General features: G+C 34.7%; 26 protein-coding genes. 23 read left to right on the top strand and 3 right to left on the bottom strand.

Going from position 1 to position 26,719, the window contains the following annotated elements:
- The coding region (locus tag BUA73_RS09090; RefSeq protein WP_341465296.1) for an HTH domain-containing protein at positions 1-244 on the bottom strand (244 nt) is incomplete at its 3' end.
- Positions 245-358: 114 nt separating this feature from the next.
- A complete protein-coding gene (locus BUA73_RS09085) occupies positions 359-1,138 on the bottom strand; it encodes an NAD(P)-binding domain-containing protein (RefSeq protein ID WP_072903812.1) in 780 nt (259 codons plus the stop codon).
- Between the two features lie 158 nt (positions 1,139-1,296).
- Between BUA73_RS09085 and BUA73_RS09080 the strand changes: the two genes are divergently transcribed.
- The 17 genes from BUA73_RS09080 (at position 1,297) to BUA73_RS09000 (ending at position 19,160) form a co-directional block, all read left to right on the top strand.
- Positions 1,297-2,427: a glycosyltransferase family 4 protein gene (locus BUA73_RS09080; protein ID WP_072903811.1), complete on the top strand. Its 1,131-nt coding sequence runs from the start codon at positions 1,297-1,299 to the stop codon at positions 2,425-2,427.
- Positions 2,428-2,615: 188 nt separating this feature from the next.
- Positions 2,616-4,268, top strand: a complete 1,653-nt coding sequence (locus tag BUA73_RS09075; protein ID WP_072903810.1) for a Na/Pi cotransporter family protein — start codon at positions 2,616-2,618, stop codon at positions 4,266-4,268.
- Between the two features lie 78 nt (positions 4,269-4,346).
- On the top strand, positions 4,347-5,063 hold the full coding sequence (cwlD, locus tag BUA73_RS09070) for an N-acetylmuramoyl-L-alanine amidase CwlD (protein ID WP_072903809.1): 717 nt from the start codon (positions 4,347-4,349) through the stop codon (positions 5,061-5,063).
- A gap of 219 nt (positions 5,064-5,282) precedes the next feature.
- Positions 5,283-6,269, top strand: coding sequence for a GntR family transcriptional regulator (locus BUA73_RS09065; RefSeq protein WP_072903808.1), 987 nt, complete (start codon positions 5,283-5,285; stop codon positions 6,267-6,269).
- Positions 6,270-6,452: 183 nt separating this feature from the next.
- Positions 6,453-6,875: a methylaspartate mutase subunit S gene (glmS, locus tag BUA73_RS09060; protein WP_072903807.1), complete on the top strand. Its 423-nt coding sequence runs from the start codon at positions 6,453-6,455 to the stop codon at positions 6,873-6,875.
- A gap of 69 nt (positions 6,876-6,944) precedes the next feature.
- Positions 6,945-8,342 (top strand): methylaspartate mutase accessory protein GlmL, encoded by a 1,398-nt coding sequence (gene glmL / locus BUA73_RS09055; protein WP_072903806.1) that lies wholly within the window; start codon positions 6,945-6,947, stop codon positions 8,340-8,342.
- A gap of 47 nt (positions 8,343-8,389) precedes the next feature.
- Positions 8,390-9,850, top strand: coding sequence for a methylaspartate mutase subunit E (locus tag BUA73_RS09050; RefSeq protein WP_072903805.1), 1,461 nt, complete (start codon positions 8,390-8,392; stop codon positions 9,848-9,850).
- A 140-nt stretch (positions 9,851-9,990) separates the two neighbouring features.
- Positions 9,991-11,232 carry a methylaspartate ammonia-lyase gene (locus tag BUA73_RS09045; protein WP_072903804.1) on the top strand — a complete coding sequence of 414 codons (1,242 nt, stop codon included), beginning with the start codon at positions 9,991-9,993 and terminating at the stop codon, positions 11,230-11,232.
- A 124-nt stretch (positions 11,233-11,356) separates the two neighbouring features.
- Positions 11,357-12,199, top strand: a complete 843-nt coding sequence (locus tag BUA73_RS09040; RefSeq protein ID WP_072903803.1) for a fumarate hydratase — start codon at positions 11,357-11,359, stop codon at positions 12,197-12,199.
- A 64-nt stretch (positions 12,200-12,263) separates the two neighbouring features.
- On the top strand, positions 12,264-12,821 hold the full coding sequence (locus BUA73_RS09035; protein WP_072903802.1) for a Fe-S-containing hydro-lyase: 558 nt from the start codon (positions 12,264-12,266) through the stop codon (positions 12,819-12,821).
- A gap of 20 nt (positions 12,822-12,841) precedes the next feature.
- Positions 12,842-13,108 carry a citrate lyase acyl carrier protein gene (citD, locus tag BUA73_RS09030; protein WP_072903801.1) on the top strand — a complete coding sequence of 89 codons (267 nt, stop codon included), beginning with the start codon at positions 12,842-12,844 and terminating at the stop codon, positions 13,106-13,108.
- Positions 13,109-13,125: 17 nt separating this feature from the next.
- Positions 13,126-13,998 carry an HpcH/HpaI aldolase/citrate lyase family protein gene (locus tag BUA73_RS09025; protein ID WP_072903800.1) on the top strand — a complete coding sequence of 291 codons (873 nt, stop codon included), beginning with the start codon at positions 13,126-13,128 and terminating at the stop codon, positions 13,996-13,998.
- A gap of 26 nt (positions 13,999-14,024) precedes the next feature.
- Complete coding sequence (gene citF, locus BUA73_RS09020) at positions 14,025-15,563, top strand: citrate lyase subunit alpha (RefSeq protein ID WP_072903799.1); 1,539 nt, start codon at positions 14,025-14,027, stop codon at positions 15,561-15,563.
- A gap of 469 nt (positions 15,564-16,032) precedes the next feature.
- A complete protein-coding gene (locus BUA73_RS09015) occupies positions 16,033-16,860 on the top strand; it encodes a CPBP family intramembrane glutamic endopeptidase (RefSeq protein WP_072903798.1) in 828 nt (275 codons plus the stop codon).
- A gap of 83 nt (positions 16,861-16,943) precedes the next feature.
- Positions 16,944-17,357 carry a hypothetical protein gene (locus BUA73_RS09010; RefSeq protein ID WP_072903797.1) on the top strand — a complete coding sequence of 138 codons (414 nt, stop codon included), beginning with the start codon at positions 16,944-16,946 and terminating at the stop codon, positions 17,355-17,357.
- Positions 17,358-17,661: 304 nt separating this feature from the next.
- The gene (locus tag BUA73_RS09005; RefSeq protein WP_072903796.1) at positions 17,662-18,003 is read left to right on the top strand and encodes a PadR family transcriptional regulator; all 342 of its coding nucleotides are present in this window, start codon (positions 17,662-17,664) and stop codon (positions 18,001-18,003) included.
- A gap of 44 nt (positions 18,004-18,047) precedes the next feature.
- Complete coding sequence (locus tag BUA73_RS09000; RefSeq protein WP_072903795.1) at positions 18,048-19,160, top strand: DUF4097 family beta strand repeat-containing protein; 1,113 nt, start codon at positions 18,048-18,050, stop codon at positions 19,158-19,160.
- Here the strand turns inward: BUA73_RS09000 and pdxR are convergent.
- Entirely contained in the window at positions 19,153-20,565 is a 1,413-nt protein-coding gene (pdxR, locus tag BUA73_RS08995) for a MocR-like pyridoxine biosynthesis transcription factor PdxR (protein WP_072903794.1), read from the bottom strand. The genes BUA73_RS09000 and pdxR overlap by 8 nt on opposite strands.
- 129 nt (positions 20,566-20,694) lie before the next feature.
- On the opposite strand from pdxR, the gene pdxS reads away from it, so the two are divergent.
- From pdxS to BUA73_RS08960, 6 genes are all read left to right on the top strand, one after another.
- Complete coding sequence (pdxS, locus tag BUA73_RS08990) at positions 20,695-21,561, top strand: pyridoxal 5'-phosphate synthase lyase subunit PdxS (protein WP_072903793.1); 867 nt, start codon at positions 20,695-20,697, stop codon at positions 21,559-21,561.
- A gap of 145 nt (positions 21,562-21,706) precedes the next feature.
- The gene (locus tag BUA73_RS08985; RefSeq protein ID WP_072903792.1) at positions 21,707-22,720 is read left to right on the top strand and encodes an SPFH domain-containing protein; all 1,014 of its coding nucleotides are present in this window, start codon (positions 21,707-21,709) and stop codon (positions 22,718-22,720) included.
- 25 nt (positions 22,721-22,745) lie between these two features.
- Positions 22,746-23,000: a type II toxin-antitoxin system antitoxin gene (locus BUA73_RS14570; protein ID WP_072903791.1), complete on the top strand. Its 255-nt coding sequence runs from the start codon at positions 22,746-22,748 to the stop codon at positions 22,998-23,000.
- Between the two features lie 258 nt (positions 23,001-23,258).
- The gene (gene arsB / locus BUA73_RS08975) at positions 23,259-24,308 is read left to right on the top strand and encodes an ACR3 family arsenite efflux transporter (RefSeq protein ID WP_072903790.1); all 1,050 of its coding nucleotides are present in this window, start codon (positions 23,259-23,261) and stop codon (positions 24,306-24,308) included.
- An 83-nt stretch (positions 24,309-24,391) separates the two neighbouring features.
- Positions 24,392-25,405 carry a permease gene (locus BUA73_RS08970; RefSeq protein ID WP_072903789.1) on the top strand — a complete coding sequence of 338 codons (1,014 nt, stop codon included), beginning with the start codon at positions 24,392-24,394 and terminating at the stop codon, positions 25,403-25,405.
- Positions 25,406-25,435: 30 nt separating this feature from the next.
- Complete coding sequence (locus BUA73_RS08960; protein WP_341465311.1) at positions 25,436-26,713, top strand: metalloregulator ArsR/SmtB family transcription factor; 1,278 nt, start codon at positions 25,436-25,438, stop codon at positions 26,711-26,713.
- Positions 26,714-26,719: the final 6 nt, after the last annotated feature.

Below are 26,719 nucleotides of genomic sequence, written 5' to 3'. Positions count from 1 at the left end.
CATCTTTCTTAAAAGCAGCTCTCCAACGTTTTCCACAGGATTTAACTCGTTCTACTCCAAGAATATTTATATCAAAGCCAAACTCTTCAAATATTTCTCTTGGAAATTTTCCTTTTTCATACTCTGCAATAAAAATACTTTTAAATTCATCAGTATAAGTAATTGCTTTATTACTTACATTCTTAACATATTTATTTTTAGATAATATTTTAACTTCTTCTTTTGTAAATAGTTTATTACTCATTTGTATATTCTCCTAATGTTATTTATTCTATTATACACAAAAATACCCCATAGGTAGACTTTTTTATAATGTCTACTCTATAGGGTACATTTTATAACAACTCCGAGTTTCTTTTTACTTTTTAGCTTTGTTTAAAACTCTTTCAAGTATAGAATCCAGTGCTTGCCCCCATAGCTGGAAGCCTTGATTTTCTATGAGATATTGTACCGCTTGGTGATTTAGTCCACCGGGAGTCATTTCCTCTGCTAATTCTTTGAGGCCGTGTTCTGGCGTTGCAGCGGCCATGTGGCATAGACCTTGAAAGAAAGATGTAACATAGGATTTTGCAGCGGGCTCGTTAAGGCCGTTGTCCACATTCCATTGAACTATACTGTATAAAAGTTCGTAAAAAGGGCTCATAAGGGCTGTGGTACTTCTCAATAGTGATATCTCCTTTTCAGTGTCCACAGCTACTATGGTTCCTAGTGGCTCAAGAAGATTAATAATTTCATCTTGTGAGGGGTAAACAACTATAGGACCTAGCCTTTTTGATATGAAGGGCAATGGAACCACGTCGCAAAGAATTTTTGTGTCACCAATGATTTCTTTAATCTTGGGAAGACCTAGTATGGGAATTAGACTCACCACTTTGTGACAAGATCTAAATTTAAGCTCACACAGTATTTCCTCTGAGTTTTGGGGCAAAGTTCCTAAGATTACAAGTTCACACTTATCTAGGACAGCTTGATTATCTGCTTCCACGGTTATGTGACTAGAGTATTTATCTCTAAGCATTTGTGAACGTTGTTTATTCCTAGGGGATAGGTGAAAAGAGTGTTCACAGTGACCATGCCCTAAAAAACCCTCAAGAATATTGCTAGTTATAATTCCAACTCCTATAACTCCTATTTCCATATTTTAAAACCTCCTCTACAATTGTTTCATAAAATAATAACTATTATACTATATAAACCGTAAATTTGGCAGTATTGATTATAGAGGGAGAAGTCAGTATAATTATAGTAGTAAAAAATAGAAGCTTGTTATTTCAGCTTATAATTTGGAGGATTATTTTGACTAAAAAAAATATATATATTAATGCTACGATTCTTCACGAAAAACCGTCAGGACTAGGAGTATACGCAGAAAATGTCATAAAGCACTTAAAAAAACATAGAGAATTGGATCTGAAGGCTATATGCCCCATAGATTTAGACGGTGTTGATACAATAAAGTGCACAGAGTATGTAAAACCTAGCTACAAGAAAAAAGGCGGGCTTATTCGTTTTTTATATACACAATTTGTCATGCCATTTAAGGTACACGGCGATGCTATCATATACCATCCCTTTCACTATATGTGTCTATTTAGCAGAAAAAAACAAATAATAACTGTACATGATTTTATACCTATGTATTTTAAAGATGAAGCAAAACATCAAAATGCATATTATCGCCATATTATGCCACACCTTTTGAAAAAAGCATATAAGGTAATATGTATATCTGAAAATACAAAAGCAGATTTAATTAAATTTTATAACATGGATGAAAGCAAAATTTATGTGGTGAATAACGGCTATGATACAGAAGCTTTTAACACTGAGGGCACTGAAAATTCCAAGAAAATACTTATGGAAAAATACCATGTGAATTACCCTTATATACTCATGGTGGGAGCAGAATATTACCACAAAAATGTAAAGAGGGCCATGGAAGCTTTTAAAAATGTTGAAAATAAAAAGGGCTGCAAACTTGTACTTATAGGTAAAAATTCTGGATATATTGACGAAATAAAATCTTATGCAAAAGAACTTGGAATAGAAGATGACATGGTATTTCCGGGGTACGTTCCCACAGAGCACCTTAAATATTTCTATAATGAGGCTAAGGCATTTTTGTACCCAACACTTTATGAAGGGTTTGGTCTTCCAGTGTTAGAGGCATGGGCTTGCAATACTCTAGTACTTTGTTCCAATAATTCTTCTGTGGGAGAACTGGCTGAAGATGGAGCAATAACTTTCAATCCTTACAGTACAGAGGAGATAAAAAATGCCATAAAGAGGGCCATAGATCATCAGTATTTTACCACCGGGCAATGCATGGAGGACATAGATAATATAAAACAACGTGGCACTGAACTTTGCAGGCAGTATGATTGGAGAAAGACTGCAGATGAGGTAGCTAAAATAATATATGAATAAAATGTTAACGAATATTAAGTTCCTGTAAAAACTTCATCTTAAAGCTTAACAAAGCTTTACAAAGTAAATATTATTATCTTGAATGGGAGCATGTACATATATAATCACAAATTTATTTATTTGCGCTTCCGGAATAATTTATACAGTATAGGTAATAATAAAACTTATTATTGAGTTGGAGGAAAAAGATGAGTCAAGGTATAATCATGGTACTTAAGTTGTTTGGTGGTGTGGGACTTTTCCTATATGCTATGAAGCTTATGGGAGACGGTCTTGAAAATACTGCTGGAGAAAAGTTAAAATCAATATTTGAGAAAATAACATCTAACCCTATTAAAGGAGTACTTACTGGAGCCATCGTAACCGCTGTAATTCAGAGTAGCAGTGCTACCACGGTTATGGTAGTTGGATTTGTTAACGCGCAGCTTATGAATTTATATCAGGCCACCTCTGTTATCATGGGAGCCAATATTGGAACCACGGTAACAGCACTGCTTGTAACGTTGGATATTGGTACTTTAGTTCCACTATTTATTGGTGTGGGAGCTGTAATGGTGCTTTTTGTTCACGGCAAGAAGAGCAATGATATAGGAAGCATTGTTCTTGGTTTTGGTCTTCTATTCTTCGGTATGGATCTTATGAAGATAGCTATGGAGCCTTTAAGTAAATCACAGATTTTTATTGATATGTTGTCAAAGATGGACGGGAATATACCACTTGGAATAGCAGTTGGATTACTTATAACAGCTATAGTTCAAAGCTCTTCAGCAACCACTGGTATTTTGATATCCCTTGCAGGCACAGGAGTTCTTAACATAAGCACTGTAGTTCCAATTTTATTTGGATGTAACATTGGAACCTGTGTAACTGCTCTATTGGCCAGTGTTGGAACATCTAAAACAGCAAGAAAAGCAGCTATCATACATTTAATGTTCAATGTGATCGGAACGTTAATATTTATACCTTTATTTAGACCATTGGTATGGCTTGTATCAGAGGCACCTTATGTGTCTGTGGCATCTGTAAAAGCTCAGATAGCATTTTCACATATAATATTTAACGTAACTAACACTATAATACTTCTTCCATTTATAAAATATCTGGTAAAACTTGCAAATAAAATCGTCAAAGGTGAAGATGAGATTGAAAAGTTTGGAACACAGTTTATTGATGACAGACTACTAGAGACACCTGTTATAGCTGTAGGACAGACAGTAAAAGAGATTAAGGCTATGGCTGAAAAAGCGGAAGCTAATTTAGAAAGAGCCATGAGTGCCTTTTTGAATGACGATGAGAGATTAGTAAAAAAAGTTTATCTTTACGAAAAAGAGATAAATATGCTTGAAGACGATATAACAGTATTCCTTGTAAAATTGTCAAAAATACATTTGTCTAGTAACGATAAAGAAATTGTCATGTCTATGTTCCATATGGTAAATGATATAGAGCGTATAGGTGATCACGCTACTAATATAGCAGAATACGCCAGTGAAAAGATTGTAAAAAAATTCAAATTATCTAATGTAGCTACTGAAGAGTTGGAAAACTTCTTTTCTATAGTTATATCCTGTGTAAAGGGAAGTATTGAGGCTTTCTGGACTCAATCAGAGGACAAAGTTGCATTTGTCAGACAGTGTGAAGATAAAATTGATTCCTTAGAAAAAAGTTTAAGAGAAGCCCATGTAAAAAGACTTAATGAGGGTTCATGTAGTGCTGGCATTGGAACTATGTTCCTAGATCTTATTTCAAACTTAGAGAGAATCGGGGATCATTCCAACAATATCGCAGGGGTAGTTCAACAGAAGTTTATAAGACATACCTTTAAATTGCAGGAAGATTAAAGTTAAATCAAAGGTAATAGAATAATATGCCCTAAGGGTTAATACACTATACTAAGAATAATTTGTAGGAGTGGTTTTATGAAGAAACCTGTATATACTATAATTCTCAGCAGTGTGTTAATCCTTATTTCTTTTTTGTGTATAATATCTTTTAATCACAGAGCCAGTGAAGCTGCATCTTCTAATCTCCCTGAGAATAAGATAATCTTAATCGATGCAGGGCATGGGGGCATGGATGGAGGAGCAACGTCTCCCACTGGTACCATGGAGAAACATATCAATCTTAGTATAAGCCAGTTTTTAAGAGAAGAACTAGAAAAAACAGGGTATAAAGTTATGATGACTAGGGAGTCAGATATTGGACTTTATAGTGATGGCACCATAAGACAAAAGAAAAATGAAGATTTAAACAGAAGATGTGCATTAAAGAAGGACACAGGGTGTAACATGTTCATAAGTATTCACTTAAATAAATTTCCGGAATCTAAGTATAAAGGGGCTCAGGTGTGGTACTCCGATCATGAGGAGAGCAAAGAACTTGCACAATCGTTACAAACAGGACTTAGAAATGATTTGGATCCAGAAAATAAAAGGCAGATTAAAGCCGCAGCAGGCCAATATAAAATTCTCCGCATCAATGATACCATGCCAGCGGTTATAGTGGAATGCGGTTTTTTGTCCAACCCTCAAGAAGAAGAATTACTGAAAACCGAGGAGTATCAGAAAAAAATAGCTCAATCTTTGGCCAAATCCATTGGAGAATATTACAATAAACAAAGTAGAGTTAAATTATAGATGGCTACATAGCTGTTGAAAAGAGGATTCTTACAATTTTTTTGTAAGGATTCTTTTTTATTTACAAAAAAAACTGTAAACTAAAATATTTTTTTAGTAATTTTATTGATATGATTTTGTCAGTATGGTATTATAGAAGTGGAATTGGATTAGTCCATTAATCCATGATGATTATTTTTGGTTAAATGGATTTTTAACCCAACCATTAGAGGTGACTATATGGTAAATATAAAAATTAATAAAAAAAATGGTATTCCATTATATTTACAAGTTAAGAAGCAGATCATAGAGCAGATAAGGCTTGGCAACTTTAGAGTGGGTAGCAAAATGCCTACAGAGAGGGAGCTGGCTAGTGCCATAAATGTGAGCAGAAATACTGTGAGCACTGCCTACAATGATTTAGAAAAGGACGGAATCATAAAGTCCTTTCAGGGCAAAGGCACCTTTGTTATGGAGGAAGTGGCCTCTTGGAAGGATAAAAGTTTAAAAGAAAAAGTCGTAAAAGTATTGGACATTGCTTTAGAGGAAGCCATGGAAAATGGAATGAGCACTGAGGAGTTCTTAGAACTTGTCACAGAGACGGTAAAGGAAAGAAACGAGATAATGGAAAAAATGTCTTTTGTCTTTGTGGAGTGCAATATTGAGCAATCTAAAATGTTTAGTGCTGCATTGAGCAATAGCAGCAAAATGCAGGTCATACCACTTACTATCTCTGATTTGAGAGTTATGAGTGAAAAAACAAAGAATATAGTTAAAAGTTGTGAGGTTATTATAACTACGTTTAATCATGTAAATGAAGTTACAGAACTTACTAGCTTGCTTAACAAACAGATATTCGGAGTGGCTATTAATCCTGATATAGGGACTATTGTAAAGATTGCTAGGTACAAAGATGGAACGAGATTTGGATGTGTATGCATTTCGGAAGAATTTATGTTTAAGATTAGACAAGCTCTTGAAAAAGCAGGTTTAGACAATGTGGATATAGCTTACACCAATTCCGATGATAAGGAAGAACTTAAAAATTTCATTAAATATGTGGATGTTATAATCGTTTCACCAGGTAGATTAAAGGACATAAAGAGCATAAACGTAGAAAATAAAGATATTATTGAGTTTTTGTATTTGTTAGATAATGGTTCTGTAAAGGCATTGAAATCAAAACTTGTGGAGCATCTACCGCGGAATATGAAAAATATGATTTAGAGAATACACATTATACCGACAATTAAGTATTAGGAGTATGAAGGACAGTTAAACTTATTAAATTAATAATTTATCATGTGGGCTAAAATGGATAACTTCTATTTTTACTCTATATGAATTAATTATATATTTGTTATATGAAAAACAACTTATATTATTTAGTTAATTGGGAGGCTAAATCAAATGGAAAACAAAAATGGCAAAACTGTAGTAATGGGCGTTATTGGATCCGATTGTCATGCTGTGGGAAACAAGATAATCGACTACGCATTAAATGAAGCAGGATTCAACGTAATCAACATTGGAGTTCTATCTCCACAAGAGGACTTTATCAACGCAGCAGTTGAAACAAATGCTGACTTAATTCTTGTATCTTCTCTATACGGACAAGGAGAAATTGACTGCAGAGGTTTAAGAGAAAAATGCGAAGAAGCTGGTCTAAAGGATATTCTTCTTTACGTTGGTGGAAATATAGTTGTTGGTAAACAGGATTTTGACGATGTAAGAAGAAGATTTGAGGATATGGGATACAATAGAGTTTACGGGCCAGGTACTCCAATCGAAATCACTATAACAGATATGAAGAAAGACTTAGGAATTGCTTAGTTTGGATGTAAAATATAAATAAAATGGACTAAAAATAAATAAGTATAAAGGTTATTAGAGGTGAATAAAGTGGACGCTTACCTATTATTAGATTTTGGTAGCACTTATACAAAGCTTACAGCTGTAGATATTGAAAATGAAGAAATATTGGCAACAGCTAAGGATATAACAACCATCGAAGATGACATAATGATTGGTTTTAACAAGGCATATGCAAAGATTGAAGAACAGATTAAGGGCAAAAACGTTAACTTTGTAAAAAAATTAGCGTGCTCTTCAGCAGCTGGTGGATTAAAAATGGTTGCTATTGGTCTTGTGCCTGAACTTACCGCAGAAGCGGCTAAAAGAGCAGCTTTGGGAGCAGGAGCTAGAATACTCAATGTATACAATTTTCAGCTTACCAATGGTGAAACAGAGGAGATCAAAAATTCAAATCTTGATATGATACTTTTAGCTGGTGGTACAAATGGTGGAAATAAGGAATGTATAATTCACAATGCAAAGATGATAGCAAAACATCAGATTCCAGTGCCAGTTGTTGTAGCAGGTAATAAAACAGCCAATGATGAGATAATTGACATATTTGATAAGGCTGGAATAAGGTACAGCATAACCCAAAATGTTATGCCCGAACTTAACGAATTGAATGTTGAACCGGCTAGAGAAGAGATAAGAAAAATCTTCATGGGAAATATTGTTCAGGCTAAAGGCCTTGGAAATGCCGAGAGTTTTGTAAATGGTATTCTTATGCCAACTCCAGCAGCAGTTTTAAAGGCTGCAGAGGCTCTAAGTCAAGGCACTGATGAGGAAGAGGGCATTGGAGATCTTATGGTTGTAGATATAGGTGGAGCAACTACGGATATTCACTCTTTGGCTGCTGGTGAACCATCTAAGGGTGGAGTTACTGTTAGAGGCTTAGAAGAACCTTATGCAAAGAGAACTGTTGAAGGCGATTTAGGTATGAGATATTCTGCTATAGCACTGCTTGAGGCAGCTGGAACAAGAAAGCTTAGAACATATCTTGGCGATCTTACTGATAGAAAAATTGATGTAGCAGGAAATTGTAAATATAGATATGAACATATTAAGATGGTGCCTCAAAATGAAGATGAAATCTTCTTTGATGAAGCCATGGCAAAGGTTGCAACGGAAATTGCTATGGAAAGACACGTTGGGACTATAGAGTGTTTCTATACACCAATGGGACCTGTATATACGCAGTATGGTAAGGACTTAATGGAAGTCAAGTACATGATAGGAACTGGTGGTGTTCTTGTGCACAGCAAGAATCCAGGACAAATTTTAAAGGCTGGAACCTTTAAAATGGAGGATGCAAATCATTTGAAACCTAAAAATCCAAAGTTCCTTTTAGACAAGACATATATACTATCTGCCATGGGACTTTTAGCACAGGAATTGCCTGATCTTGCAGTTAGAATGATGAAAAAATATTTAATAGAAGTTTAGTGAATTGTAAATAATAGATATTACAAATTGATTGGAGGAAGAAAATCGTGGAAGTTAAAAACAAAAAGTTTACAAACGACGAGTTTTACGCAATAAGAGAAGAAGTCCTTGGACAATGGAAAACTGGTGAAGAAGTTAAAAATATAGAGGATGGTATTGAATTTTGTAAATCAGTGCCTGAACATAAAAATTTCGCTTTAAAGCTTGCAAAAGCTAAAGAAGAAGGAATAACATTAGCTCAGCCAAGAGCAGGTGTTGCTTTAGTAGATAAACACATAGAATTACTACAGCATCTTCAAGATGAAGGTGGAGCAGATTTACTTCCAAGTACAATAGATAGTTATACAAGACTTAACAGATACGATGAATGTCAGGTTGGTATAGATGAAAGTATAAAAGCAGGAAGATCATTACTTAATGGTTTCCCAGGAGTTAACCACGGTGTTACTGGCTGTAAAAAAGTTTATGAATCAGTTAATCTTCCATTAGAGGCTAGACACGGTACTCCAGATGCTAGATTATTATCAGAGATTATCCATGCTTCAGGATGGACATCGAATGAAGGTGGCGGTATCTCCTACAACATTCCATATGCAAAATCAGCTCCATTAGATAAATGTATAAAGGATTGGCAGTACTGCGATAGATTAGTTGGTATATATGAAGAAGCTGGAGTTCCAATTAACAGAGAACCATTTGGACCTTTAACAGGAACACTTGTACCTCCATCAACTTCTAATGCAGTTGCCATTATAGAAGGTTTACTTGCAGCAGAACAGGGAGTTAAGAACATAACAGTTGGTTACGGTCAGTGTGGTAACATAATACAGGACGTTGCAGCTATAAGAGCTCTTGAAGAACAGTGTGAAGAGTACATGAAACAGTATGGATACAGCGGAATATGCTTAACTACAGTATTCCATCAGTGGATGGGTGGATTCCCACAGGATGAAGCTAAGGCTTTCGGTGTAATTTCAACTGGTTCTGCAGCAGCAGCTTTAGCAGGAGCTACAAAGGTTATCGTTAAGACTCCTCATGAAGCATTTGGTATCCCAACTAAAGAAGCTAATGCTTCAGGTATAAAGGCTACAAAGATGACATTAAACCTTTTAAAAGGTCAGAGAATGCCAATGTCAAAAGAATTAGCAGATGAAATTGCTATAATCAAAGCTGAGACTAAGTGCATAGTTGACGAGACATTTAGATTAGGAAATGGAGACTTAGCTAAGGGTGTTCTTAAGGCATTTGAAGCAGGCGTTCTTGATATACCATTCGCACCAAGCAAATGGAATGCAGGTAAGATGATGCCAGCAAGAGATAACAATGGTGCTGTAAGATACTTCAAGACAGGAAACGTTCCTTTCACTAAGGAATTAATCGACTACAACCAAGGTAAGCTTGAAGAAAGAGCTAAATTTGAAGGAAGACCAATTTGTTTCCAGATGACAATTGATGATATATTTGCAGTTGGAAAAGGTAACCTTGTTGGAAGACCAGAGAAAAAGTAATTGTAAGTGTTGTATAATATTTAAAGTTTTGCGGTAACCTAAATTTGTAATAATCCTCTGCAAAATCTTTGCAGAGGATAATATAAAAAATCATAGACTAAAATAGCCTAAATAACCTAATAAGGATGGGGGATTTTAAAATGAAAATTGTAGACGTTGTATGTTCAGCAGGTAGAACTGGTTTCTATTTTGACGACCAGAGAGCTATAAAAAAAGGAGCAGGTCATAACGGATTCACATATGTTGGTGAAGCTGTAACTGAAGGATTCACAAGCATAAGACAGTCAGGTGAGTCAATCTCTGTTATGCTAATATTAGAGGACGGACAGGTAGCATTAGGTGATTGTGCAGCTGTTCAGTATTCTGGAGCAGGCGGAAGAGATCCATTATTCCTAGCTAAAGACTTCATTCCAGTAATAGAAAATGAAATAGCTCCAAAGTTAATTGGAAGAGAGTTAACAAGCTTCGTAGAATTAGCTGAAGAATTCGATACTATGCAGATAAATGGTAAGAGATTACACACAGCTATAAGATACGGTATAACTCAGGCTATACTTGATGCAGTTGCAAAATCAAAGAAAGTAACAATGGCTGAAGTTATAAGAGACGAATACAAAACTGGTGTTGACATTCAGAGAATAGCAATATTCACTCAATCAGGAGACAACAGATACGAAAACGCTGATAAGATGATAATCAAAGGCGCTGACGTTATGCCTCATGCATTAATCAACAATGTTGAAGAAAAATTAGGTAACGATGGTTCTAAATTATTAGAGTACGTTAAATGGTTAAGAAACAGAGTTATTGAATTAAGACAGTGCGATTCTTACAAACCAGTATTCCACATAGATGTTTATGGAACAATTGGTGCTGCATTTGACTGTGATACAAAGAAAATGGCTGATTACCTTGAAACTCTTGCAAAGGCAGCTGAGCCATTTGCATTGAGAATAGAAGGACCAATGGACGTTGAAGATAGACAGAAACAGATGGAAGCTTTAAGAGATTTAACAGCTGAAGTTGACAGAAGAGGTCTTAATGTTGAATTAGTTGCTGACGAATGGTGTAACACTTTTGATGATGTTAAATTCTTCGCTGACAATAAAGCAGGACATATGTTACAGATAAAGACTCCAGACTTAGGTGGAGTAAACAACATAGCAAAAGCTATTCTTTACTGTAATGAAAAGGGTGTAGGTTCTTACTGTGGTGGTACTTGTAACGAAACTAACAGATCTGCTGAAGTAACAACTAATATAGCTATGGCTTGTGGAGCTACTCAGTGTTTAGCTAAACCAGGTATGGGTGTTGACGAAGGATTCATGATCGTTAACAACGAAATGAACAGAGTAGTAGCATTGGCAAACAGAAGAAAATAATAAGACATAACTTTTTAGTTAAATTAAAAGGCAGTTTATCCTAAACTGCCTTTTTACAACGTAAATGCTAAAATGGACTTAATTTTAAGTAAAATATAGATAGATTTTATAGGAGGATCTTCTCATGAGAGAGATAAATGCAGCTGAAATAACAAAAACAGTACGTAAGCTATGTATAGATGCAAATTATTATTTAACTGATGATGTAAAAAACAAAATTGAAACATATAGAGATAATGAAAAATGGGATACAGCAAAGGGTATTTTAGATAAAATAATAATAAACTACAACATCGCAAAGGATGAGGATAGACCTATATGCCAAGATACTGGTATGGCATGTGTTTTCATAGATATGGGTCAGGATGTACACGTTGTTGGTGGCAGTATTGAAGATGCTATTAATGAAGGTGTGGCACAGGGATATACAGATGGATATTTGAGAAAATCTGTTGTAAATGATCCTATTCAAAGGGTAAACACAAAAAATAATACTCCAGCAGTAATATACTACAACATTGTTCCTGGAGACAAGTTTAAAATTACCGTAGCTCCAAAGGGATTTGGTTCAGAAAACATGAGCCAATTAAAGATGCTTAAACCAGCTGATGGTTTAGATGGTGTTAAAGAATTTATATTAAAGGTTGTAAAGGATGCAGGTCCTAACCCATGTCCACCAATAGTTGTAGGTGTTGGTCTTGGCGGTACTTTTGATAGAGCAGCAAATCTTGCAAAAAAAGCACTTTTAAGAAATTTTGAAGAAAAGAATCCAGATCCTTTCTATGCTGACCTTGAAGCAGAAATGCTTGAAAAAGTAAATGCTCTAGGTATTGGGCCTCAGGGATTTGGCGGAAAGACTACAGCTTTAGCTGTTCATATTGAGCATTACCCAACTCATATAGCAGGTCTTCCAGTAGCAGTAAATATTAACTGCCACGTTGCAAGACATGCCTCTGCAGAACTATAATAGGAAAAAACTCTGCAAAGTTTAAAACAAAAAAGTTTTATATTAAAAATTTGGAGGAAGAGTTATGGAAAAGAGAATTACAACTCCATTAACAGCAGAAAAAGTTAAAGATTTAAGAGCAGGAGATTCTGTGTTAATAACAGGAGTTATATATACATTAAGAGATGCTGGTCACAAGAGATTAGTTGATTTATTAGATGCTGGTAAAGAACTACCAGTAGATTTAAAGGATGCAATAATGTATTATGTTGGACCTACTCCAACAAAACCAGGTCAGGTTTTTGGTTCAGGTGGACCAACTACAAGCTACAGAATGGATCCATATGCTCCAAGACTTCTTGATATTGGTTTAAAGGGAATGATCGGTAAGGGTCTTAGAAGCAAAGACGTTGTTGAATCTATGAAAAAGAATACAGCTGTTTACTTTGGTGCTATCGGTGGAGCTGCTGCTTTAATTGGTAAATCTGTAGAAAAAGCTGAAGTTGTATGCTATGAAGACCTTGGTGCTGAAGCACTTAGAAGACTTGAAGTTAAGGATTTCCCAGTAGTTGTTGTAATTGACAGTGAAGGAAACAACCTATATGAAGAAGGTCAGAAGGCTTACCTAGATTCTTTAAAATAAGCTTATAGGAGTTGAAGAAAATGAAAATAGTAAAACCAGCTAAGGCAGGAACTATGGAGTCAAATGATATCTATGTTATGGTTATGCCAAATGAAGATGGGAAAATAGAACTAGAACTTGAGAGCATAGTTATGAAACAGTTCGGTTGCGAGATAGAAAAAGTAATAAGAGAGACTTTAAAGGATCTTGATGTTACCAGTGCTACAATTAAGGCTCAAGACAAAGGTGCATTGAATTATACTATTAGGGCTAGAATTGAAACTGCAGTTAAAAGAGCAAGTATGTAGATAGGGGTGGAAGTTAAATGAAAAGATTGAGAAGAACTATGTTATTTATGCCAGGAAACAACCCTAGTATGTTACAGAGCGCTGATATATTAGGTGCAGATTCTATAATATTAGACCTTGAGGACGCTGTAAGTCTTACAGAGAAGGACAGTGCTAGAATATTGGTAAGAGAGGCTGTTAAAAGTCTTCATTATAAAGGTGTTGAGGTGGTTGTAAGAATAAATCCTCTTGACACTGAATACGCTATGGATGACATAGACAATATTGCAAGGGTAAAACCTGATACAATACTAGTACCAAAGGCTACTGAAGAGGCTATGGAAAAGGTTGATGCAGAGCTTACAAGAATAGAAAAAGAAGAGGGCTTTGAGCCTAAGAGCATAAGATTATTTGCTCTTGTAGAGTCAGCTTATGGCGTTGAAAATGTATACTCCATTATAAAATCTTCAGACAGAATAGAGGGTGTATTATTAGGTGGAGAGGACTTTACTTCTGATATGGGAGTAAAGAGAACAAAGCAGGGCGATGAAATTCTATATGCAAGAAATAAAGTGGCTACAGCTTGTAGAGCTTGCAGAGTGGATTCAATAGATACTCCGTTCACAGACACCAACGATTTTGAAGGTTTAATAGCAGATACAACAAAGGCTAAAAATCTAGGATTTACAGGAAAAGCTTCTATAAATCCAAGACAAATCGAAAGTATTCATTCAGTATATGCTCCAACTGAGGCAGAGATTGTCTATGCAGAAAAAGTTATGGAAGCTAAGGAAGAAGCGTTAGCACAGGGACTTGGAGTATTCTCATTGAATGGTAAGATGGTAGACCTTCCAGTAATCAATAGAGCAAAAACAACTCTTGAATTAGCTAAAATATTAGGTCTTAGATAATAAATAAGCAAGTGAGGAGAATAGTTATGAAAAATATTCTTGGTAGAGAATTACCTGATTTCATAGAAGGTTACGGAAAAGTAAAGCCCTTCGAAGGTGCTTTTGCAAATCTTGACCAATGTGAAAAAAGAGCTTTAAAGGTAAAAGCAGTTAAGCCTGGAGATACAAAATTGTTTGAATCTCTAGACACACTATTAGATAAATTGGCATTAAAGGATGGCATGACTATAGCATTCCACCATCATCTTAGAAATGGTGACTATGTTTTAAACATGGTTATGGAGGCTATTGCAAAGAGAGGATTCAAGGACATCACCATAGCAGCAAGTTCTATTTTCCCAGTTCATGCTCCCCTTGTAAAATATATGGAAGAAGGCGTGGTTACAGGACTTTACGCTGCATATATGTCAGGTCCAGTAGCCATGGCAGTTTCTCAGGGCAAGCTTAAAAAACCAGCAGTAATGCATACCCATGGTGGAAGAGCAAGACTTATGGAGAGTGGAGATTTACATGTAGATTTTGCTTTCCTTGCAGCACCAACATCTGATGAATACGGAAACATCAACGGTGTTAATGGACCAGCTGCTTGTGGTTCTTTAGGATATGCTGAAGCAGATGCTGAATTTGCAGATACAGTAATAGCTATTACTGATAATGTGGTTCCATATCCAGCATGCCCAATCGAAATATACCAACACAATGTGGACTACGTTTTAAAGGTAGACAGCATTGGAGATCCAGCAGGTATAGTTTCTGGAACAACTCAGGTTACAAAGGATCCAGTAGGTATTAAGATCGCAAAGATGGCTTGTGAAGCAATGGTAGCTTCTGGTCTTGTAAAAGACAACATGTCATTCCAGACTGGTGCAGGGGGAATATCTCTTGCAGTGGCAGCAGAACTTAAAGATTACATGAAAGCAAACAATATAGTTGGAAGTTTTGCAGCAGGTGGTATTACAGGATACATGGTAGATATGCTTCAGGAAGGATTGTTCAGAAACATATTTGATGTTCAGTGTTTCGATTTAAAGGCTGTTCAATCTGTTAGAGAAAATCCAAAGCACATGACAATGTCATCATCAATGTACGGAAATGCAGCAAACAAAGGTGCCGTTGTCAACAAACTTGATATCATGATTCTTGGTGCTACAGAAATTGATACAAACTTCAATGTAAACGTAACAACTGCTTCCGATGGAACTATCATGGGTGGTTCAGGTGGACACAGTGATACAGCAGCAGGATCTAAGCTATCTATCATTGTTACTAAACTTGTAAAATCAAGAACTCCAATCATCAAAGATAGAGTGACAACTGTTACTACACCAGGTGAGAGCGTTGACATGGTTGTAACTGAAAAGGGTATAGCAATTAACCCAGCAAGAAAAGATTTAATTGAAGCATTGAAGAGCACAAGACTTCCAGTTATGACTATAGAAGAATTAAAGAATATAGCAGAAGAAATGACAGGAAAACCACAGGACATTAAAACTAGTGATGAAGTGGTGGCAGTAGTTGAATACAGAGATGGTACAGTAATCGATGTAATTCACAAAGTTCTTTAATTTTGTAAATAATAAATACACTACTATTTCATTTAAAATCCCAATAAATAAATAATATATAAGGTATATGCAGTCTCGCTGTTGTAGAAGAAAATTGATTTTCTACTGGCGGGACTGCTTTTTACGTATATATGTATATTATTCCTATTATGTGGCTACATATGGCTCTTTTGTACTTGGCAGTGATGGAAAATATAAAATGAATAATTGCAAAATTTAAATTGACAATAAGATACAAGGTGTTATACTAAATATAACCAATAATAAATAAAATGATTAATAAAATTACTCATAATAATACATTTTATAGGGGAAAAATAATATAAATTAGGTAAATGTAAATTAAAATTTATCAAACATTAGGGGTGATTATAAATGGATTTTAAATGTGAGGTAGAAAAATCAAACTTTAAAAGATTGTGGAATAAAATTATAGCAGTGTTATTGGGGGGGGCATGCTATAAGCCTTATGCTAGCTTTTGTAACAACAACATTAGTATATGCTGCAGTAGGTAATATAATTGATAAAGATTCTTTAATGCTAATATGCAGTGTTATTGTCAGCATATTAATGTGCTTAAGCATAATTTTTTTGTATAGAAAATTGCAAACTAAAGAACAGATTTTTGCACTTAATAAAAAAATTAGTATGAAATCATTTTTTCGTATTTTAATAGTATTCATGGCGGTATGCACAATAACTAGTAAATTTATATTCATCATAGAGGATATATTAAGTTTATTTGGTAGCGGATTTGGGAAATCTCTTGATAGAGCAACGGGTGAATGGACAAGAACTAGTATAATGTCCATTGTCTACGTCGGCATAATTGGCCCCATACTTGAAGAAATAATTTTTAGAGGCTATATTTTAAATTCATTAAAACCATACGGAAAGAAATTTGCCATAATATTATCGTCAATACTCTTTGGCATGTATCATTTAAATATAGTACAATTGTTACCTACAATAGTGATGGGAATAGTTTGTGCATATGTAGCTATAGAGTATTCTATAAAAATATCCATCGTATTGCATATAGTTAACAATTTAATTTTAGCTATGGGTATACCTGCTTTAGCAGACTTATTTCCAGGTAATGGGCCAATAATTGTGTATGGTATTTTATTAATAATAATTTGTATAATGGCAATTAGAATTATTATTTCAAATAAAAAAAATGTAAAAGAATATTTAATAAAAGAAAAAACGAAAAAAGGATTGTATCGTCAGGTAATAATATCGCCATTGTTTATTGTATTCGCTATTATATGTGTGATCTTTACTTTTACATAAACAAATACAATTTATCTTTTTAAAATTTAATCATGTTTATGTGCATATATATAGTAGTAAGATAAATTTTAAGGAGAAAAAACTTGAAAATATTATTAAATCTTGAAATCCAGTACGACACATCCACAAAGGAATGTAAAGTAGTATCTTGTACACAAGAAGGAAAACTAGAAAAGCAGGGTAATAAGGGACAAGGTAATCGCATAGAGCATATTCTAGGAAAGAGTGAAGTTAGATATGGAATTTTGACTTTGGGTACGAATAATCCTGTTGGGGATAGTATTCCCAAGGATAGCCGTATTACCGTCAAATATAGAAAAGATGGAAAAACCATATACAAAAAAGAAGTTAATACTCACAAATCTGTTAAGGGCAGGGTAAATGGACTTACGGAAATGTATGACAAGCATCATGAACTGCAGGAAGATGCTATAATTGAGGTTAAATATTCTTTGAATGACAAGATTTTAGAAATAAAAACGATTTATAATAGATAAACGGTTCATAAATTAAATAGAATGGGACTTGCTATATTGTGAGCAAGTCTTATTTTATTTAATTAATAAGTTATATGGCTCTTTTGGTCGTAACAGTGATAGTGGATAATATTGAGAAGGCTCAGAAAACATATTTTGCTTTGGTACAATATTATTAAATTTTTATATTGCATAATAATACTATGTGATGTATAGTATTATTATAAACCGTATAATAAAAAATACTATGTGAAGCATAATATAAACACAGAAAAGAGAAAGTTGTAATTATAAGATAACTATCGAAAGGAGGAAATAAGGGAATATGGACGTTCAATTGAAACGAGGTTTTTTGGAAGCTTGTGTACTTGCTACTTTGATGAAAGGGGATTCCTATGGATATCAGCTTGTAAAGGAGATAAGCCAGTGCACTCCTATATCAGAATCCACTCTTTATCCTATTCTTAGAAGGATGGAGAGTAACGATATGGTGGTGGTATATGCCATGGAATACAATAGCAGGTTAAGGAAATATTACAGAATAACACAGGGTGGCATAGATAGGCTACAGCAGTTTAGAGAAGAATGGAAAGAGATTTTAAAGATATATGAGTTTATCGAAGAAAACAGTGGTGGCGATGATAGAAGTTTGATAGTAAAAGAGTAGATAAAGATAAAATATAGTAAATTAAAATTAAGGAGGTAAAAAGCATGACAGGGGATAATTTTTTGAGGGAATTAGCATTTCGACTTAGGAAAATGCCACAGAATGAAATCAATGAAATTATAAATTTCTATAGAGAGGCTATAGATGACAGAATGGAAGATGGTATGAAGGAAGAAGAGGCTGTGGCAGCTATGGGAGAAATTGAGGAGATAATAAAAAACATTGAAAGTGAATGTTCACATTGTCAAAATCAAAAAGCTTATGAAAAATCATGGCAAAACAATGAAGCACATAACAACGAGGAATTTTGTAGAAACGAGGAACCATGTGGAAATGGCGAATCTTGTAGAAATAATGGATGTTATGGAAAAAATGAATCCTGTGGGAATGAAGATTTCCGTGGAAATATTAAAGAAAACTTAAAAAATATGATTAAAAATTTTGTCGAAAATGTTGAAAATGTGGCTAGAAGCACGTTTACTGCGGAGTATGAGCATTATTCCACAGAGGATGAACTTTACTATATTGAAGTTAATGACAGGAACACAGAAGTAATTGTAAAAGAAAGTGCGGATAATATGATACATTTAGAGTACTGTGTAGATGAGGATTTTTTCTACAAAATCGATGATAGTGTGAAGGGAGAATTGAAAGTTTCAAAAATATCTAGGACAAAGTGGGGAGATACAGGTTCAGATTCATTAAAAATATATATGCCACAAAGCTTTAAGGGAAACATAAATATAAACACTACTAATGATGAAATAAACATTGAAAGGATTCACTGTGAAAAGCTAGTTTGTCACACCAGCAATGACGAAATAAATCTTACCAATGTTATTGTAAGAAATGATTGTGAACTAATTACAAAAAATGATGAAATTAATTTAAAAAATGTGGAACTTGGAAATTATGCAGCATTAAGAACAACAAATGATGATATTTCTCTTTGTGAGGTAACTGTGTGTAAGGCATTAAAATGTGTTACTACTAATGGGGACATTGAAGGTAGTATTTACGGAAGAATAGAGGATTTCAATGTGTGCTCGTCCACAACCAATGGCGAAAATAATTTGCCGAAGAGGCTCCAAAGTAATGGCTTTAAGGAGCTGACAGTAAATACTACCAATGCAGATATCAATATTGACTTCATTTAAGAAATTTAAAAATTGTGTTTAAAGCTTTCATGATGATATCATTTTCATACAGTGAGTAATTCACAATGAAACAGTGAGAATTAAAATTTTTTTTAGCATAATAACGAGATAGAAAACATAGATTAATGTTATTTTTATGGGCCATGGACAACACAGAATCATCACTTTGTGTTGTCTTTAATTTTATTAAAAATGTGGTGCCAGAACTAAAGTCAATGATGCGAAATTTGTGATTATAGGGTGAATTTTCTAGACTTTGTAACAAATCTAAGCGCTTTTGTTTATAATGTTTTTTCAATTTATTTATGTGGCTCTCATAGGAACCACTTTCAATGAACTCTGCAAGGGTATTTTGTTCTAAGGTGGACACGGTACATGAATAAAATCCTGCTAGGGAAGTCAAGCGTTCCATGAGATCATTGGGAAGAACCATATATCCTATTCTCAGCGAGGTTGATATGGTTTTTGAAAATGTGTTCATGTAGATTACTTTTGAATTTACATCCATACTTTGTAAAGAAGCCAGGGGTTTCATGGAATATTGAAATTCTGTGGCATATTCATCCTCTATAATATATCGATGGGTATCAGTGTTGGCCCAGCTTAAAAATTCTAACCTTCGTTTTATAGGCATTGAAATTCCTATGGGAAAGTGATGAGAAGGGGAAATGTGTGCGATGTTTGCTATGGTTTCGTTTAATTTTGATACAGACATACCGTCCTTGTCAATGGGTATAGCTATGGTTTTTGCGCCACCTAGTTCATAAATTTTTCTGATTTTATCGTAACACGGGTCTTCCACACCATAGGAACTTTCTTTGCCGAAAAGTAGCATTAGCAATTGATATAGATACTCTGCTCCGGCACCTATGACGATATTTGTCGGATTTACTTTCATACGCCTAAACTGAAATAAGTAATCACTTATGGCGGTGCGGAGCCTAAGTGTACCACAAAAGGGCACATCTTCAAATTGAAATTCAATATTTTTGCGAAGAAAATGAGCCCATTTATTAAATGGAAATATTGAGGTTGGCGAACCATTCCTAGCTAGGTTGATTTCAATGTCTTCTGTACATGGATTTTTAAGGTTGCATAAAAAGTCCGAACTTTTTTCTTGTATATTTGTAGAAAGATTTTGTTTAAGTTCAAGAGCTTCAGAAAAAATATCATTGACAAAATAACCTTTCTTTTCTATGGAAGTGATATAGCCTTCATCGCAGAGTTGTCCATAGGCGTTTTCCACTGTGATAATGCTGATGTCATGGTGAGCTGCAAAAGCTCGTTTGGAGGGTAGTTTTTGGCTAGGTCTTATGCGCCCAGAAATTATGTCTTCTTTGATGCACTGATAGATATACTCATAAATTGCCATGGAACCTCTCTGTTCCAAATAATATGTTAACATTTTCTCACCTCGTCTGGTCTTATAAAAATACTTTAATTAGGATATATGAATAATATCAGATGAAACTTATAATGTCAATTAGTAGGATGAATTTAGTCATCTAGAGAATTATATTTTGGAGGGGTTAAGATGAATTTTGAAAGAGCAAGTGAAGTAACAAAACAATTTTTAGGTGGAGTAATTATGGATGTTACTACTGCTGAACAAGCAAAGATCGCAGAAGCTGCCGGTGCTTGTGCAGTCATGGCATTGGAGAGAATTCCAGCGGATATTCGTGCAGCTGGCGGTGTTTCTAGAATGAGCGATCCTAAGATGATAAAGGAAATAATCAATGCTGTAAAAATACCTGTTATGGCAAAGTGTAGAATAGGTCATACTGTTGAAGCGGAAATCCTGCAGTCCATTGGCATTGATTTTATAGATGAGAGTGAAGTTTTATCACCAGCAGATAATGTATATCATGTAAACAAACACAAATTCACAGCTCCTTTTGTATGTGGTGCTAGAAATTTAGGTGAGGCTCTTAGAAGAATTCAAGAGGGTGCTGCCATGATCCGCACAAAAGGCGAGGCAGGTACTGGTGATGTAGTTCAGGCGGTATCTCATATGCGCGCTATACAGAGAGATATTAAACGAGTATTTGCCATGAGTGAAGATGAGTTATATAATGAAGCAAAAGAACTGGCAGTGCCATATGAACTTCTTTTATATGTACATGAACACAATAAGTTACCTGTAGTGAATTTTTCAGCTGGAGGTGTTGCAACCCCTGCCGATGCAGCATTGATGAGAAAGCTAGGTGCTGAGGGTGTATTTGTAGGTTCTGGTATATTCAAATCTGGAAATCCAGAAAAAAGAGCCAAAGCCATTGTGGAGTCAGTGAAAAATTTTGAGAATCCAGATATTATTGCAAAATTATCTGAAGATCTTGGGGAAGCCATGGTTGGAATTAATGAAAGTGAAATCCAAGTATTGATGGCTGAACGTGGGATTTAAATGTTTTTAGTATAGAATATTGTTAAAACACACCTTTTATTAAAAATAAGGTGTGTTTTCTTTTGTAGAGTAGTTGACAAAGTTAACAATCTGGAATATTATAATGATATCAAAATGATATCATTATAATTGGTGGAGGGGTAATATGGATAAGGAAATTCCAAAAGTTAAAAAATCTCAAGTCATCGAAAAAGAATTACAGCCAGCTGGCGGGGGCAAGATGCTGATTATTATCTTGTTTGCTACTATTGCATCCATTGCAGGTATAGTTTGGGGATCTATATGGCTGGCAAATGAAGCATGGCTATTAGGTGGTATGGTGCTAGCCATTGGAATTGTTGGTTTTATAGCATTTTCTATAATGTCTGGTGGGCTGAAAATTATAAAACCAAATGAAGCATTGGTGCTGACACTGTTTGGTAATTATTACGGTACCATAAAGAAACCAGGATTTTTCTTCATAAACCCATTTGCTGTTTCGGAAAGCCCTGTAGCCAAGGCAGGCGGAATAAATGGCAACGTTAATGCCAGTGTAGTAGTAGGAAGTCAGAATATGGTACTTCCCAAAAAGAAAGTTTCAACTAAGATAATGACTTTAAACAATGAGAAACAAAAGGTTAATGATGTGCTTGGCAACCCAATTATCATAGGCGCTGTTGTAATATGGAACGTAGAGGACCCTACGAAGGCTGTGTTTAATGTGGAAAACTACATGGATTTCTTGTCCACACAGTGTGATTCTACTATTCGCAATATTGCTAGATTATATCCCTATGATACAATGGAAGAAGATAGTGACGAAAAAACACTTAGGGGAAGCAGTCAAGAGATTGCAAATAGCATGAAGGAAGAATTGCAACAACGCGTCCAAGAAGCAGGTCTAAATATAGAGGAAGTTAGAATAACCCATTTGTCTTACTCAGAGGAGATTGCAGCAGCTATGCTTCAGAGGCAACAAGCTGTGGCAATTATTGCAGCAAGGCAGAAAATTGTTGAAGGGGCTGTGAGCATGGTGAAGATGGCCATAGATCAACTTGGTGAAGAAGATGTGGTTGTTCTTGATGAAGAAAGAAAAGCTGCCATGGTGAGCAATTTACTTGTGGTACTTTGCGGAAACAAGGATGCTCAACCCATAGTAAACAGCGGTTCTATTTATTAGAATCACAAATGAAGGAAGTTGTTATATGACAGGTAACTTAGATGAAAAAGAACAAAAGCTAAAAGAAAAATTAGAATCTCTGAAAGCACTGGAAAAAGAGATTTTGGAAAAAGAGAAGTCTATTAAGAACAAGGAAAAAACTAAAAAGCAGATGCTTTTGAGGTTGTCACCCTCACTTTGGGATGAGCTAGCGGCTTGGGCAGAGGATGAGTTCAGATCTATTAATGGTCAAGTGGAATACCTTCTATGGGAGTGCGTGAAGAACAGGAAAAAGAAGTAAGGAAACAAGAGCATAAGATTTTAAAGTAAAATGGCTGTACTGCGGAATAAAAATACTGCAGTGCAGCCATTAGTTTTATATTATTTATTAATAAGTTTTTATTTATTAAAAATACAAATACATATTGATAATTATCTATGTATTGTTATATAATAAACATATAGATGAATTTCGATATGAGGTGATTTTTTTAAAAGGGTGCTATCTGAATTTGCTGCTAAATAAAACTACAAACTAAATAGGTAATGGAGGGGTAATATGAAAGAAAAAAATGGGCAGGATATTGGTTTTTTTGAACGCTATCTTACTTTGTGGGTAATTCTTTGCATGGTGGTTGGGGTAGTAATAGGCAAGTACGTGCCACCTATACCAAACTTTTTAGGACGTTTTGAGTATGCAAATGTTTCTATTCCCATTGCAATTTTGATATGGCTGATGATTTATCCTATGATGCTGAAAGTAGATTTTCAAAGCATAAAATACGTAAAGGAAAACCCAAAGGGGCTTTTTGTAACTTGGGTAACAAACTGGCTTATAAAACCGTTCACTATGTTTGGAATAGCTTGGTTATTTTTTTACGTTATATTTAAGAATTATATATCAGCAGAGCTTGCAAAAGATTATTTGGCAGGTGCCGTATTATTGGGTGCCGCACCGTGCACGGCTATGGTATTTGTATGGAGTCATTTAACAAAAGGCAATGCTGCATATACTGTTGTACAAGTGGCTACAAATGATCTTATTATTCTTATTGCGTTTACACCAATTGTAGCATTGTTATTAGGTGTAAGTGGTGTGAAAATTCCATGGAATACTTTAATTCTATCTGTTGTGCTTTTTGTTGTAATTCCACTTATATCAGGCATTTTAACTCGTATATTTGTTGTAAAACAAAAAGGCCAAGAATATTTTGACAATATATTTATTCCTAAATTCAGTAATATCACTATTGTAGGATTATTACTCACTTTAATAATAATTTTCTCTTTTCAAGGTAATACTATTTTAGAAAATCCTACACACATTATGCTCATTGCCATTCCATTAATTATTCAGACCTTTGCTATTTTCTTTATTGCATATTATGCAAGTAAGGCATTGAAGTTACCACATGACATTGCAGCACCAGCAGGTATGATAGGGGCTTCCAATTTTTTTGAGTTGGCAGTGGCTGTGGCCATATCACTGTTTGGAACAAAAAGTCCAGTGGCTTTGGCAACCATCGTGGGAGTTTTAGTAGAGGTTCCAGTTATGCTTGCTTTAGTAAAGATAGCAAACAAAACTAAGGGAGGCTTCATTCATGAGTAAATTAAAGGTGGCATTTGTGTGCGTCCACAATTTACTTTGAACTAAAAAATAAGCATTGAAATATTAACTAAGAGGTGATTTTAGTGGAGGTTTTAAGGAATATAGGGTTATTTTTACAAAATCAAGTATTAGGTATGAAGTGGCTCAACGAGATTATTGGAAGTGTTTTGTCTTGGATGGGCATGGATTTGACGAGTATCATGGGAAGAAGTTTGAGATTCTTTTTGTATGACACAATAAAGATATTTGCATTACTTTCCATTCTTATCTTTATTATAAGTTATATACAAAGTTATTTTCCACCACAGCGTACGAAGAAAATACTTGGCAGATTTCATGGTATATGGGCAAATACTTTATCGGCATTGCTAGGAACAGTAACACCTTTTTGTTCATGTTCATCCATACCACTATTTATAGGATTTACAAGTGCAGGATTGCCTATCGGTGTTACATTTTCTTTCTTAATTTCATCCCCTTTAGTGGATTTGGGTTCTCTTGTGCTGCTAACAAGTGTATTTGGATTTAAAATTGCCGTGGCATATGTCATTGTTGGTCTAATTCTTGCAGTTATTGGTGGTACAATACTAGAAAAATTAGGTATGGAAAAGTATGTTGAGAGTTTTGTTAAAAGTGCATCCAATATGGATTTGGAATCACCGGAACTTACGAAAAGTGAACGCCTTCAATATGCATGGGAACAAGTAACAGCTACAGTAAAAAAAGTTGCCCCTTATGTTTTTGTTGGTGTGTTAATTGGTGCATTGATCCACAATGTGATTCCTAGTAGTTGGATCCAAACAGCAATTGGTACGAACAATCCTTTTTCACCTATTATTGCTGCCGTTGTAGGAATTCCAATGTATGCAGATATTTTTGGTACAATTCCAATTGCAGAGGCACTGGCTGCTAAGGGTGTAGGTATTGGAACAATACTTTCATTTATGATGGGTGTCACAGCTTTATCACTTCCATCGATTATTATGCTAAAAAAAGTTGTGAAAACAAAGTTATTGCTTACGTTTGTTGGCATTGTAACTGTTGGAATTATAATAATTGGTTATTTATTTAACGCCACACAATTTCTGTTTATTTAAAATAACTTAGCTTAGATATGAGGTGATGTTTTGGAGAAAATTAGTGAAAAATATGTTTTAGCTTTTAAAGCTTTAGGTGATGAAAATAGGATGAAAATAATGGCTATGTTATCAAGAGGGGAGCTTTGTGCGTGTAAAATCTTAGATAAGTTAAACATGACTCAACCTACTTTATCACATCATATGAAGGTACTCTGCGATAGCGGCATTGTGAATGGTCGAAAATCAGGAAAATGGATGCATTATAGTATAAATCAAGATACTATTGACGAAATGGAACAGTTTTTTAACAGCATTTCTGGCAAGGTAAAGTTGATTGATATAAATGATATAAAGGGAGGAAATGATATTATGAAAGAAGAAATAGAAATAAAGGATAAAAAAATACAGTTATATCTTTTGACTGGCTTTCTTGGCTCAGGGAAAACTACTATTCTGCTTAAAATACTAGAGGAATTAAAGCATGAGAGAGTAGGTGTTATCCAAAATGAATTTGGAAAGCTTGGTATAGATGGAACTATTCTAAGAAATGATAATATTAAAATGGTAGAGATCAATAGAGGATCTATTTTCTGTTCATGTCTTAGATTATCCTTTGTAGAAGCTCTAGCTGAAATGACTAAGCAGGATTTAAATTATTTATTTGTAGAGAGTTCAGGACTTGGGGATCCTTCTAATATAGAGGAAATTCTTGAGGCTGTAAAAGTAATGGCTGGAGAGAAATATGAATTCAAAGGTGTAATTTGCTTAGTGGACGCTGTGAATTTCATGGAGCAGTTAAAAGACGAAGAGACTGTAAATAGACAGTTGAAACATTGTGAACTGTGTATCATAACAAAAGTGGATCTTGTGGAGCCAGAAAAAATAGATGAGCTAAAAGAAAAGATAAGGGAAATTAATGCTGTATGTCCTATTAGGTTAAGTTCAAATGGCAACATTGATATTGATTTTGTAAATCAGGATTTAATGAAATATAGATGGGCGGAATCTGAGGAATCCACTAATTCACCGGAAACAAAGCCAAAGAGCGTTTCTATGAATTTTAAAGGACAACTTCACCAAAGTGAATTGGCAATGTTCCTTGATGAAGTTAAGAAAGATGCTTATCGTATAAAAGGTTTCTTTAATTTAAAAGAATCCGGATGGAATGAAGTTAATGTGGTTGGGGATTTGGTAGATTTTGATCCATGTGATGCAAAGGAAATATCACAACTTGTATTTATATCAAAGGTTGGACCACAGATTATAAGAACCATTGCAAATGCATGGAAGAAAAATAGCAAAGAGGAAATGGAACTTAAAAATTAAAAATAG

The sequence above is a fragment of the Hathewaya proteolytica DSM 3090 genome (genome assembly GCF_900142225.1).
Classification (GTDB): domain Bacteria; phylum Bacillota; class Clostridia; order Clostridiales; family Clostridiaceae; genus Hathewaya; species Hathewaya proteolytica.
Note: the sequence above shows the minus strand (reverse complement) of the source record. Positions and strands in the feature narration are given on the sequence as shown.